This window comes from Geomonas ferrireducens, assembly GCF_004917065.1.
In the GTDB taxonomy this organism is placed as follows: Bacteria; Desulfobacterota; Desulfuromonadia; order Geobacterales; family Geobacteraceae; genus Geomonas; species Geomonas ferrireducens.
Genome location: NZ_SSYA01000001.1, coordinates 1,008,014 through 1,020,778, shown reverse-complemented (window position 1 = coordinate 1,020,778; position 12,765 = coordinate 1,008,014). Strand labels below are relative to the sequence as shown.

The window sequence follows — 12,765 nt, the reverse complement described above, 5'->3', positions numbered from 1 at the left end:
ACAGGGGGAAAACATGAAAAAATCGATCATCTCGGGATGCACGGGGCTCGTTGCCATGCTGTTGGCCGGAACGGCGCTGGCCGCCGGTGCCGGTACCGGAGGGATGAACTTCCCGCAGGGGACCGCCACCCCTTCCGAGACCTGCGGAGCGTGCCACAAGGCCATTTACCGGGAGTTCGCCTTCGGCTACGGCAGTGATCTGCACTACCGGCCGACCACCATTCCGCAGAAGGAAGGGGAGGCGATACCGATGCCTGCGGGAGTTTCGGCTACCGCCACCGCCCACGCCTTCGCCGGGTCCGAGAAGTACCCGGTGCATGCCCGAGAGGCCGAGGAGGAGGGGCGTTCCTGCAACGTCTGCCATTACCCCGAGCCCTTCACCATCCCCGAAATCAACATCGCCGAGATGACAAAGCCGAAGGCCCGTGGCAAGGACAAGGAGGCGATCGGCATCACCTGTGCGAGCTGCCATCTCACCCCGGAAGGGAAGATCCGCTCCGCCCATGCCGTCAATGCGCCGCACGAGACCGTGGCCGATCCCGCCATACAGACGTCCGCCATGTGCGCCTACTGCCACAGCATGGGGAAAAGGGTGTCAGGCAAGCAGACGCAGACTTTCCTCGAATGGCGCGAGGACTTCTTCAAACCGGGGCTTGGCAAGCAGCAGTGCCAGGATTGCCACATGCCGCGCACGATGCGCAAGGTCGCCGAGGATTATGACAACCCGGAGCGCCCGGTGGCGCGCCACCTGTGGACCGGTGGGCGTTCCCAGCAGCGCCTGGCGAGCGCGCTCAGCATGGCGATCAGCCAGCCGGGCGAGGGGAAAGCCGATCTCGCCTTCCATCTGATCAACATCGGCGCGGGACACTCGGTCCCCACCGGTTCCAACCGTCGCGCGGTCTACCTGAACGTCGTGGTGTCGGACCGGATGGGCAAGCCCGTAGCGACCAGGGAATGGATGTTCGCGCCTTCCTACGGCCCCCGCCCGGACGACAGGAAATTCCTCGAGGAGGACAAGAAGCGTCCCGATGCGATCGCGGCGAGCCAGGCCGATGCGCAGGGGCCGCATGAAGCGATCATCAGGGCCGGCGAGGAGCGCATCCTCACCTGGACCCCGGTGCTCCCCAGCGGCACCTACACGGTAAAGGCGCGCCTGATCTACGACCTCAACCGTTACAACAGCCGCTCCTACACCGAGGACCAGACCGATATGAACGGGGCGACCTTCACCTTGAAGGTCAAGCAGGGGTGAGAAATATGCGCCGGGAGTGCCGACAGATGAGCCAGGTGAAGAGAAATTTCAGGAAAATGTTGACGATACTGGTGACGGCGGCCGCCTTGGCCGCCACGGCACTTCCGGCCTCAGCGAAAGGGCAGATCGGGTTTGCCGGGGAGACGCCGGGAGCCGAAGCGCGGAGTTTCAGCGCGCTGGTCGGGACTTGGCACGTGGACCGCGACGGGACCCGCGCCGTCTACGCGGTCGACGGCCGAAGCTGGGAACAGGGCGTCCTGGCTCCGGCTGCCCCCGTCAAGGCGAAGGCGCTCTACGGAGCGGGCGCCCCGCAATTCCTTGCGGGACTGGAACGGTACCGCTACTTTCCGCTGTCGATCTGCCACGAGGTCAGAAACTTCCGGGGGGGGAGCATCGAGGTGGCCTTCAAGGGGGTGAGCGGCACGATCGACCAGGCGGCGGGGATTGCCTTCGACATCAAGCCGAACGGGGACTACCTGCTGCTGCGCGCCAACGCACTGGAGGACAACCTAGTCCTGTTCCGTATGGAGCAGGGGCGGCGGACCACGGTGCAGTGGGCCGGCAAGGTGCCGGTCCAGTCCGGCCGGTGGCACGATCTCAAGCTCGTCGTGGAGGGGAAAAGGATCCTCGGATACCTGAACGGGGTGAAGTATGTGGACCAGCCTTGGACCGAACCGGTCGACGGTCGCATCGGCCTCTGGTCGAAGGCCGATTCCTATGTTTTCTTCGACAGATTCACCGTCACTGAGAGATGAATTCCGAGGTGCAGCAGGGCGGCAGCCACCTCGACATCACGTCCCGGAGCTGCTCGAGGCTGAAGGGCTTGCTGAGATAGTCGTCCATGCCGACACCGAGGCAAAACTCGCGGGAGCCGGCCATGGCGTGGGCGGTGAGGGCGACGATGGTGGTATGTCTGCCGGTTCCGCGCTCCTTGAAACGTATCGCGTGGGTCGCCTCGTAACCGTCGAGCTCCGGCATCTGGCAGTCCATGAAGACGAGATCGTACTCTTTGCAGGAGAGCGCCGCGATCGCCTGCACCCCGTTTTGAACCACGTCGACCTGGCACCCGAGCGCGGTGATCATGGCGTGGGCCACCTCGCAGTTGACCGGGTTGTCTTCGGCAAGAAGCACATGTGCGGCGAAGGCCGCGGAGTTTCCCTCGCCCGCTTGCGCTTCCAGGTAGGGCGTCTCTTGCTGAAGCTCCGGTGTCTGCGGGGCCTTGCCGAGATAGACGATGAAGCTGAAGGTAGACCCTTTTCCCTGCTCGCTCTCGACGCCGATCTCGCCTCCCATCAGCTCGACCAGCTGTTTGGCGATGGCGAGCCCGAGACCGGTCCCGCCGTATCGGCGCGTCGTGGAGCCGTCCACCTGGGCGAAGAGGTCGAAGACGGTGTCAAGCGACTGCGCCGGGATGCCGATGCCGGTGTCCTTAACCTCGAACCCGACGTGATGCCCCACGCCGCTTTCATCGATGAGATTGACCCGGACCTGAACCGAGCCCTGCTCGGTGAACTTGAGGCCGTTATCGATGATGTTGATCAGCACCTGGCGCAGACGATTCGGGTCGCCGACGGCGTGGCGGGGAACTCCCGTCGTCACTTCGAGCTCGACCGCCACACCCTTGCGTCGCCCGACCTCGCGGTACAGCTCGACGGCTCCCTGCACAGCGTCGTGCAGATCGAAGGTGATCTTCTCCAGCTCCAGCTTCCCCGCCTCGATTTTCGAGATGTTGAGGATGTCGTTGATGATGGCGAGGAGCGACGTCCCTGAGTGGTGCAGCATCTCGGCGTAGCCGCGCTGCCTCTGGTCCAGGTCGGTGCGCAGCAAAAGTTCCGCCATGCCGAGCACGCCGTTCATCGGGGTGCGGATCTCGTGGCTCATGTTGGCGAGGAACTGGGACTTGGCCCGGTTCGCCGCCTCGGCCGCCTCCTTTGCCTCCCTGAGCTCCGCGATGATCGTCTTCTGGTGCAGGTTGGCCCGGGACAGCTCCGCGGTCCGCTGCGACACCTTTTCCTCGAGGTCGCTGTTCGCCTGGCGCAGTTCCTTCATGATGCGCGTGTTCTCGACGGCGAGGTCGGCCAAGGTGCGCACCAGGTCGTCGTGTTCGCTCATGAGGCGGCGCCGCTCCAGGGTCTTGTTCACCGTGGTGAGCACCATCTCCAGGTCGTCGAACGGTTTGAAGAGGTAATCCTGGGCTCCAAGGCGTAGTGCCTGCACCGCGGTCTCCAGCGACACGTGGCTCGTCATGATGATGACATCGACGCCGGGGTGGGACTCGCCGATGGCGCGCAGCACCTCGATGCCGCTGATCCCCGGCAGGCGCACGTCGAGCATCACCAGCTTGTACGGGGTGCGCTGCAGCTCCTCGAGGCACTCCTCGCCGGTCGCGACCCCGGAGCTGTCGTACCCTTCCTTGATGAAGAGTTCGACCAGGACCGATGTCACCACCTCGTTGTCATCGACGATCAGTATGTCCCGTCCCGTTCCCATGAGGATCTCCCGGCTGGAAATTACATTGGAGAATATTAACAAAAAAGGCCGTTGCGACAAGCGCATGGGAAGTGTCAGGGGGGAGAGGTGAGAGGTGAATGCAGCCGGCGGCGGCAATGCCGCCAGGGGGGGGACTTCCGCCGCTTTCGCCGGGGGCAGGGGAGGTGCGCTGAGGGCTACGCTGCCGCGGGATCGCGTAGCGGGATGACGGCGCGGACCGTGGTGCCGGCACCGGGGGTGCCAAGGATTTCGAAGCTGCCGCCCCAGCGGTGCGCGCGCTCCTGCATCCCGACGAGGCCGAGAGAACGGTTGTTGGCGGGGGCGCTGCCGATGCCGCAGCCGTTGTCGGTCACCTGCAGCAGGGCGCGCTCCTCGTCCAGGTCGAGGAGTATCTCGACACGGGTGGCGCCCGAGTGGCGCATGACGTTGGTCATGCTCTCCTGGAAAATCCTGAACAGCGACACCTGGCGCTCCTTGTCGATGGTAGTGTTTCGCCGCGGGACGTCGAGAGTGCACTCCAGGTGCCGGTTACGCATCTCCTGCACTTCCGCCTCGATCGCGGCAACCACGCCGAGTTCGTCCAGCATCCTCGGGCGCAGCCCGGTGGTCAGGCGCCGCACCGTCCCGATGGTCGCGTTGATCACCTGGTCCATGGCCTCGATCTTACCGGCGACCGGCGTCTCCCCTTCGGGGCAGCGCCTTTTGAGCCAGGCGAGGTCGAGCTTCAAGGCGGTCAGGAGCTGTCCCAACTCGTCGTGCAATTCTCTTGCGATCTCGATGCGCTCCTGCTCCGCTACCGTTTCCACGCGTGCGGCGAGCAGCCGCAACTGCTGGTTGGACTTCTGCAACTCCCCGGTGCGCTGCGCCACCTCCAGCTCCAGAAGCTCGTTTTTGTCGCGCATGAAGTCGGCGGCGGCCTTCAGGTTCAACTGGGTCTTGATGCGTGCGAGAACGATGGGAGGGCTGATCGGTTTGGTGATGTAGTCGGCGGCGCCAAGCTCCAGGCCGCGGCGCTCGCTCTCCGGATCCGATTTCGCGGTCAGGAAGATGACGGGAATTTCTCTCGTGGCGGGATCGCCTTTCAGGAGACGGCACACCTCGTAGCCGTCGAGCTCGGGCATCATTATGTCGAGCAGGATAACGTCGAGATGGCGCGCGTCCCGTGCGATCTGCAGTGCCTTCGCCCCGTTGGTGGCCACGCGCACCTGGTAATCGTCCTTGAGAAGCTGTCCCATGAAGGCGAGGTTATCCGGGGTGTCGTCGACGATGAGGACCGTCGGGCGCTCATTCTTGCTGTTCATCAAACCCTCCTCGTTTCATTGCCCTGCCGCAAACCGGCATCCGCTCTTACTTCGGGGCCTGTTGAAACCGCTCCATCATCGCTCCCAGTTGCACCAGCGCCCGGTCGAAGGCGAAGGCCTCCACGTGTCGCGCCAGTTCCCGGGTCTCGTCCTGCCCAGTCTCGTACAGCATGCCGCGCAACTCGTCGAAGCACTGAACCGCCTCGATGTCATCATTGGCAAGGAGGTCATGCAGCTGCTGCATGCCGTCGCGTAGCCGGGGCCAGGGAACGGCCACCTCAGGCACCGGGAGCGCTCCCGGAAGGGACTGCAGGAAGGGGGTAACCTCGGCGAATTTTCTCTGCAGGTTCCGGCAAAACAGCAAAAGGTCCTCCTTGGACTGCTGCTCCCTCGCCGCCATTTCCACCTCCCCAGCGGCCCGCTGAATGGCAGCGAGCCCGAGGGCTCCCGCGGTCCCCTTCAGGTTGTGGGAGAGATGCCTTACCGCCGCCAGGTTCCCCTGTTCGACTGCCTCCTCGATGATCATGGCGTCCGCCGCGTGTGAGCTGGTGAAGCGCGACAGCATCGCGACGAGGCGCGCGGCGTTTCCGCGGAAGCTGCGCAGCCCCGTCGCGACGTCCAACCCCGGGATCCCCATGATGAGGTCGTTGGCGCTGGGACCCTCCGCGGTCGTGGTCCGGTTTTCCACGCGACGCGGTGCGCCGGTCGGCTTCGGCAGCCAGTTGAGCAGCGTGGCGTAGAGCTGGTTCGGATCGACCGGTTTGCTGATGTGGGCGTTCATCCCGGCGCGGCGGCAGGCTTCCACGTCGTCTTCCCGGGCGTTCGCCGTCAGTGCGAGCACGGGTGTCGACTCATACCCGGCAAGCTGTCGCAGTTGCTGCACCGTTTCGATCCCCCCCATTACCGGCATCTGCATGTCGAGAAGCACGAGCTCATAACGCTTTTGCCGGGCGAGTCGTAATGCCTTCTCGCCGTCGACCGCCGCATCCACCTCGAGTCCAACATGCTGCAAAAGATCGATGATGACATCCCTGTTGAGCGGGTTGTCCTCGGCAAGAAGGACCTTTCGGCCGGCGTGGGGGGCAAGGCGTGCCTCCACGTCAACCGCCTCGGCCCGCGCCGTTGCCGCTGCTACGCTACGATCGGTGACCTCGGCGCCGTCCACCAAGCCGAAAGGTGCCTCGAAGGAGAAGGTGCTACCTGCACCGGGGGTGCTTTCGACGTGGATGTGCCCATCCATCAGGTCCGCAAGGCGCTGGCAAATGGCGAGGCCAAGGCCGGTCCCGCCGTAGCGCCTGGTCATGGAGCCGTCTCCCTGCTCGAAGGCATTGAAGATCTTCTCCTGCTGCCCGGATGTCATGCCGATGCCGGTGTCGCGCACCGAGAACCTGAGCCAGACCCGTTCCCCTTCGCAACGAATTTTCTCGCCAATCAGCTCAATGGTGCCGCGCTCGGTGAACTTGAACGCGTTGCTGACGAAGTTAAGCAATATCTGCTCCAACTTCAGGTCGTCGCCGTACACACGACGCGGGATGTTGCGTACGTCCACGATAAAATCCACCTGGGCCTGTTCGATCCGGTCCGCGAGTACCGAGCGGATCGTTTCGATGATGGAGGAGATGCCGAACACGGTAGGTTGCAGAGTCATTTTCTTGGCATCGACCTTCGAGAAGTCGAGTACGTCGTTGATAATGCCGAGCAGGTGTCGGGCGGCCCGGTCGATCTTGCACAGCTGCTGGCGTTGGCGGCCGGTGGCGTCTCGGCGCATGAGATAGGCGATGCCGATGATGGCGTTCATTGGCGTGCGTATCTCGTGGCTTACGTTGGCCAGGAACTCCCCCTTGGCCTGGTTCGCCGCATCCGCCAGTTCCTTTGCCTGCATCAGGGCCACGGTCTGTTCGGATACCCGCCGCTGGATAACCGAGGTGCGTCCGGTCATGGCGAGCATCATCACCTGCAGGAGGGCGGCGAAGAGGAGCCCGATGATCCCGACACTCCAGGCGATCCAGGAACGGTGCTGGGCGAGGTACTCTGAGGTCGGGAAGATGTCGACGGTCCAGTGGCGGTCGGCGATGGTGAGCTTGCCGTGCCAGGCGTAGGAGTCGGCGGGTTGCGGCGCGCTTGCCGACTGGAAGAGGACGCGTTTTGACGCAGGCGCCGCGGGATCGCTGACCCGCAGTTCCAGCCCCTCGGGCAACTGGTCGCGGATGGCGATCTGGATCATCTCGTCTACCTTGATAACGGCGACGGCGAACCCCAGAGGCGAAGCGGGGTCGGTCGCGACCGCCGTGCCGGGGCGGCGGTAGGCGGGATGCATCAACAGTACCCCCACCCGCTTCTGCTGCTCCTGCACGAGCTGGATCGGAGCGGTGACCGCGGGGCGCCCGGTACCGAGGGCCTTGTCGATGGCAGCGCGGCGTATCGGCTCCGAGTTGATGTCGAAACCTATGGCGGGGAGGTTCCCGGCGATGGGAGCGATGTAGCCGACACAGACGTAGTGCGGGCGGGTTCCGGCGGGGACAAGGTCTTTCCGGCTGTTTCTCTCGGCGATCCTGAAACTGCCGGTCGGGGATTTGGCCGCCATTGCGGTTTCGAAGCGGCCGCGGTCGGCATGCGGTACGAAGGGGTTGAAGCTCAGCCCGAAGATGTCCGGGTTGTCGCGCACAGTTATGCTGGTGAAATACTCGAACTGCCTGAAGGTCATCTCCGGGTTCATCTCGATCACCCGGCGCAGCGCGGCGATGGCCTCCTGGTGCGCGATCAGGCGGTGATCGAGCAGCCGGGTCAGCTTTCTGCCGTGGTCGGCGATCTGTGCCTCCTGCTGCCTCTGCTCCCAGCGTGCGATGCCGAGGTAGGACACCGTTACCAGCATGAGGGTTACCGTCATCGGGACGGTGACGTTCAGCAAACGCTCCTTCCAGGGGGATTCTCTGAGCAGGAAGATCAGGGTGAGCGGAGCGAACAGCACCACCCCTAACGTGTCGCCGCTCCACCAGCTCCACCAGGAAAAGGCAAGGTCTTCCTTCGGGATGATGCCGGCCAGCTGGAGCGCCGCGATGCCCACCGTGGCCGAGACGAGACAAGCGACCGGGCCGCTGCAGACGAGGAAACAGGCGATATCCCGCTCGGATTCCAGCACGCGCCACTTCTCTCCCATGAACCGGGTCACCAGGGCTGCCGCGGCGTAGGCCTGCAGCGTCGCCCCGGTGGCGAGAAGCACAGCCACCACCGCCGCATCCGGATGGAGGGTGCCGTGGTGCCAGGGGGTGGCAAGGTTGATGAAGAGGGAACCGAGCCAGATGCCGGGGAGGATGCGGTTGCCGAAGTTGAGCGCCGCGGCGACCGCGAGGCCGGCGGCGGGAAACACCGGGCTCGCATAGCCAGGGGGAATGGCCAGGGCGAGGCCGAGGGCGCCGAGAACGGCGTAGGCCAGGGCGACGATGGGGATGCGGGTCAGGCTGTTTGCTGTCATAAAAGCGGCTGCTCCATACACCGGGCGGCGGTAAAGGGGATCCTGATTAGAGGATGATCGTGGGGGGCTCGCTCCGTCCCCTTGACGGCCAGCTTTCCCCCTTCCAACCTCCACTTCCGGGGGAGGGGTGCTTTAAGGGTTGGTTCAGGAAAGCCATTGAAAGATAACAATAATTGCTCACGCCATATATAAGTTGCGGGCCCATTTTAATGTCGGAGTTTGTCTTACTTGGCCTTACGGCGCTCTCACGCGCGGAAAAGTCGAAAGTCCGGCAGCTTGTGCGGTTTAAAGAGGGGATCGAGCTGCCTTGCAAGGCGCATGCGCGGATAGAAGCGGCTCTGTGGACTGCTGTACCTTGACTTGGCGCACGGTAAGTCGTATTTTATTTGAAAAATTCTATATTCAAAAACCTACCCTCACAGGGAGAAGATGCCATTGCAACCCACCATTCTGCTCGTTGACGATCTGCAGATGTTCCTCGAAATCGAGAGAGATTTTTTCCGGCACGCCGATGTAAAGATCGTCACCGCACGCGACGGCGTCGAGGCGCTGGAAGCGGTGCAATCCCATAGCCCCCGCGTCGTTTTCATGGACCTGCAGATGCCCAACATGGACGGCGCGAGCTGCTGCAAGGCGATCCGTGCCACCCCGTCGCACGGCAACACCCCCGTCGTGATCGTCTCCTCCAGTTCATCTGAGTCGGACCGGGAAGAGAGCCTTGCCGCCGGCTGCAATTACTTCCTCACCAAGCCCGCCGGCCGTGACCGTTTCCTGGAGATCGCCCGCGAGTTCATCCCGGACATCGACCGCCGCGAAAAGCGCGTCCCCTGCAGCCTTCCGGCCACCCTTTCCTGCAACGGGGTCTTTGCACCCTGCACGCTGCATGACCTGGGGGTGGAGGGTGCCTACCTGGCTACCGATCTCGTCGCCAATTCGGGAAATGTCATCCATCTCTCCTTCACCCTTCCCGACGGCACCGCAGTAGATACCCCCTGCAAAGTAGTCTGGATCGACGAGAGCGGAAAGACCCGCCCGAGGGGGATCGGCGTCAGGTTCGCGCTGCTCCCGAAACCGCTGCGCGTGGCGCTGGCCCGGGCCCTGGAGAAGCTGTAGGCAGATTCCCTTTTGACCTGAACGGGGCTTAGGTGGTATAAAGAGGCGCTTCCTCCCGGGGCGCCTAAGCCCCGGCGGGCCTTAAGGAAAACCATGAAACTGCTCCACAATCTGAACCCTCCGCAGAAGGAGGCCGTGCAGCACGGCGAGGGACCGCTCCTGGTCCTTGCGGGCGCGGGCTCCGGCAAGACCCGCGTCATCGTGCACCGCATCGCCTACCTGATCCACGAGCGGGGCGTTCCCCCCTGGCAGATCCTGGCCGTCACCTTCACCAACAAGGCCGCAGGCGAGATGCGCGAGCGCATCCGGCACATGCTGGGCGACGGCGAGACGCCGCTCGTCTCCACCTTCCATTCCACCTGCGCCCGGTTTCTCAGAAACGACATCAAAAGTCTCGGCTACGACCCGAACTTCGCCATCTACGACGACAAGGACTGCGAGCGCCTCCTTAAGGACTGCGCGGCCGAACTGAACCTGGACGAGAAGCGCTATCCGGTGAAGCTTCTGGGAAGCTCCATCGACGAGTTCAAGAACCAGGGGATGTCCCCCTTCGACGTTCCGGCCGATTCCCCCTACCAGGCGACGCTCGCCCGGGTGTACCGCTGCTACCAGGAGCGCCTGAAGCGCTGCAACGCGGTCGACTTCGGCGACCTGCTGCTCCTTACCGTGCAGCTTTTCGAGGAGCACCCGGAGGTGCTGGAAAAGTACCTGAAGCGCTACCGCTGGATCATGGTGGACGAGTACCAGGATACGAACCCGGTGCAGTACCGCCTGGTGCAGCTCCTTGCCGGGGAGAGGCAGAACCTCTGCGTCGTCGGGGATGACGATCAGTCCATCTACGGCTGGCGCGGCGCCGACATCCGCAACATCCTCGAGTTCGAGAAGGATTTCCCGAACGTCAAGGTGGTGAAGCTGGAGCAGAACTACCGTTCCACGAAGAACATCCTGGACGGCGCCTGGCACGTGGTGCAGAAGAACCGGGGCAGAAAGCCCAAAAGGCTTTGGACCGACAACCCGGAAGGGGAGTCGATCGTCTACCGCACCCTCCCGAACGAGTGGGAAGAGGCGCGCCTCGTCTGCCGCGAGATCGAGCGCTTCCTCTCCGAAGGTGGAGATCTCTCCGAGGTCGCCGTCTTCTACCGCACCAACGCCCAGTCCCGCGTCATCGAGGACGCCATGGTGGCGGCGAGCGTCCCCTACCACATGGTCGGCGGCGTCCGTTTCTACGCGCGCCTCGAGGTGAAGGACATCCTTGCCTACCTGAAGGTGCTCGACAACCCCGCCGACGACGTCTCGTTGAAGCGCATCATCAACACCCCGCCGCGCGGCATCGGCAACACCACGGTGCAAAGAATCGCCGACTTCGCCAACGAAAAGGGGATACCGTTCCACGACGCCATGCTGGAGGGGGCCTACGGGCCGCTGCTGCCGGCCGCTGCCAAGGGGAAGGTCGCCGCTTTCGTGAACGAGATGGAGGGTTACAAGGCCCACTCCGAGAAGCTCCCGCTCTCCGAGCTCACCGCCGCCGTCATCAACGATTCCGGATACTACGCGCGCCTGAAGAGCCTTCCCCGCGACGAGGGGCAGGACCGCATCGAGAACCTGCAGGAGCTCGTGACCGCCATGCAGGTCTACGAGACCGGGCCGGGGGAGAAGGGGCTCGCCGACTTCCTGGAGCAGGTGGCGTTGGTCAGCGACCTCGAGCACGAGGGGGACGGCAAGAAGGCATCGGCTACGCTCATGACGCTGCACTCGGCCAAGGGGCTCGAGTTCCAGCTCGTCTTCATGATCGGCATGGAGGAGAAGCTCTTCCCCCACGCGCGCGCCCTTGAGAATCCGGAGCAGATGGAGGAGGAGAGAAGGCTCTGCTACGTCGGGATGACCCGGGCGAAAAAGCGCCTGTTCCTTCTGAACGTGCGCCGGCGCCACATCTTCGGCCAGGAGCAGATGAACGCGCCGGCCCGCTTCATCGCGGACATCCCGAAGGAGCTCCTGGACGGGGGCGACCTCTGGCAGCGTTCCGAGCCCTCGCGCGACTTCACTTCCTCCTCGCACAACCTGGCCTCCCTCTTCGAGGACGAGATGGAGCCGGAGGTGGCGGACAACGAGGTGCGCATGGTCCCGGAAGACGGGGAGGACGGCATCTGGGTCGGGATGAAGGTGCGCCACGCCCAGTTCGGTCCGGGCACCATCCGGAAGATCGAGGGGGAAGGGGACAACCAGAAGGTGATCGTCTGGTTCAACTCGCTCGGCGGGCCGAAGAAGCTCCTCGTGCGCTTCGCCGGGCTTGAGCGAGCCTGAAAACGGGTATATAGTTACTGCGGTGATACTAATGAGAATGCAAGGAGGCCAGCCATGAGAAAAGTAGCCGCCATGATGATCGCGATGATGCTCTTTTCCGGATGCACCCATTACAAGAGCCAGTACGTCTCCTTCCGTCCCCCCGAGGCGTACGTGAACCACATGGAGCAGAGCGGCGTCTCCCTCGGAGGCGAGGCGTACGCGACCGCGGACTCCGCAGAGCAGGCCTTCGGTTTCGACATCAAGGGTGCGGGGCTTTTGCCGGTCATGCTCGTCATGGACAACAAAAGCGGCAAGACTCTGGAGCTCATGGCAGGGCAGACCTTCCTGGTGGACGAGGGGGGGAACTACTGGCCCATGGTCACCAACAAGGTTGCCTTCGACCGGCTGGAAAGCTCGACCCAGTTCGCCTCCTTCTTCGGCAAGGGTGCCGGAAAGGGCGCCCTCCTCGGCGCCGCCGCGGGTACCGTGCTTGGTGCCGCACTCGGCATCGTCTCCGGCAAGAGCGTGGCGGGGAGCCTCGGCAAGGGTGCCGCAATCGGTGCGGCGGGCGGCGCCGTCATCGGCGGCACCCAGGAGGGGACCTCCAACGAGCGTGAGAACCGGATCTCGGACGACCTGAGGAGCAAGGGGCTGGAGGGGCGGCCCATACCCGCAGACAGCCTTTCCAACGGCTTCATCTTCTTCCCGGGGGAGGCCCCGAGCGCGAAGGAGTTGAGGCTGCAGTGGCGCGAGCGTGAGACCGGGCAAGTGCAGAAGCTGATCCTGCCGCTCAACGTGCGCAAGTAGGCGCGAAGCTCGCAGCTTGAAGCGCGAATAGGGGCTCAAAGGCCCCT

Annotated in this window: 8 protein-coding genes; 5 read left to right on the top strand and 3 right to left on the bottom strand. The window is 63.9% G+C overall.

Annotated features, from left to right (window positions below):
• Positions 1-13: 13 nt before the first annotated feature.
• Positions 14-1,252 carry a hypothetical protein gene (locus E8L22_RS04365; protein WP_136524017.1) on the top strand — a complete coding sequence of 413 codons (1,239 nt, stop codon included), beginning with the start codon at positions 14-16 and terminating at the stop codon, positions 1,250-1,252.
• 56 nt (positions 1,253-1,308) lie between these two features.
• The gene (locus tag E8L22_RS04360) at positions 1,309-2,007 is read left to right on the top strand and encodes a LamG domain-containing protein (RefSeq protein WP_136524016.1); all 699 of its coding nucleotides are present in this window, start codon (positions 1,309-1,311) and stop codon (positions 2,005-2,007) included.
• On the opposite strand, the gene E8L22_RS04355 is transcribed toward E8L22_RS04360, so the two are convergent.
• The 3 genes from E8L22_RS04355 to E8L22_RS04345 form a co-directional block, all read right to left on the bottom strand.
• Positions 1,994-3,742, bottom strand: a complete 1,749-nt coding sequence (locus E8L22_RS04355) for a response regulator (RefSeq protein WP_136524015.1) — start codon at positions 3,740-3,742, stop codon at positions 1,994-1,996. The genes E8L22_RS04360 and E8L22_RS04355 overlap by 14 nt on opposite strands.
• Positions 3,743-3,918: 176 nt before the next feature.
• Entirely contained in the window at positions 3,919-5,043 is a 1,125-nt protein-coding gene (locus tag E8L22_RS04350; protein WP_136524014.1) for an ATP-binding response regulator, read from the bottom strand.
• A gap of 46 nt (positions 5,044-5,089) precedes the next feature.
• Positions 5,090-8,515 carry a CHASE domain-containing protein gene (locus tag E8L22_RS04345; protein ID WP_136524013.1) on the bottom strand — a complete coding sequence of 1,142 codons (3,426 nt, stop codon included), beginning with the start codon at positions 8,513-8,515 and terminating at the stop codon, positions 5,090-5,092.
• A 435-nt stretch (positions 8,516-8,950) separates the two neighbouring features.
• Between E8L22_RS04345 and E8L22_RS04340 the strand changes: the two genes are divergently transcribed.
• From E8L22_RS04340 to E8L22_RS04330, 3 genes are all read left to right on the top strand, one after another.
• Positions 8,951-9,628 (top strand): response regulator, encoded by a 678-nt coding sequence (locus E8L22_RS04340; RefSeq protein WP_136524012.1) that lies wholly within the window; start codon positions 8,951-8,953, stop codon positions 9,626-9,628.
• 93 nt (positions 9,629-9,721) lie between these two features.
• Positions 9,722-11,929 carry an ATP-dependent helicase gene (locus E8L22_RS04335; protein WP_136524011.1) on the top strand — a complete coding sequence of 736 codons (2,208 nt, stop codon included), beginning with the start codon at positions 9,722-9,724 and terminating at the stop codon, positions 11,927-11,929.
• 54 nt (positions 11,930-11,983) lie between these two features.
• Entirely contained in the window at positions 11,984-12,718 is a 735-nt protein-coding gene (locus E8L22_RS04330) for a glycine zipper family protein (protein ID WP_136524010.1), read from the top strand.
• Positions 12,719-12,765: the final 47 nt, after the last annotated feature.

Coding starts and splice junctions, on each gene's coding strand:
- E8L22_RS04365 (WP_136524017.1), top strand. CDS start 14: ATGAAAAAATCGATCATCTCGGGATGCACGGGGCTCGTTGCCATGCTG.
- E8L22_RS04360 (WP_136524016.1), top strand. CDS start 1,309: ATGTTGACGATACTGGTGACGGCGGCCGCCTTGGCCGCCACGGCACTT.
- E8L22_RS04355 (WP_136524015.1), bottom strand. CDS start 3,742: ATGGGAACGGGACGGGACATACTGATCGTCGATGACAACGAGGTGGTG.
- E8L22_RS04350 (WP_136524014.1), bottom strand. CDS start 5,043: ATGAACAGCAAGAATGAGCGCCCGACGGTCCTCATCGTCGACGACACC.
- E8L22_RS04345 (WP_136524013.1), bottom strand. CDS start 8,515: ATGACAGCAAACAGCCTGACCCGCATCCCCATCGTCGCCCTGGCCTAC.
- E8L22_RS04335 (WP_136524011.1), top strand. CDS start 9,722: ATGAAACTGCTCCACAATCTGAACCCTCCGCAGAAGGAGGCCGTGCAG.
- E8L22_RS04330 (WP_136524010.1), top strand. CDS start 11,984: ATGAGAAAAGTAGCCGCCATGATGATCGCGATGATGCTCTTTTCCGGA.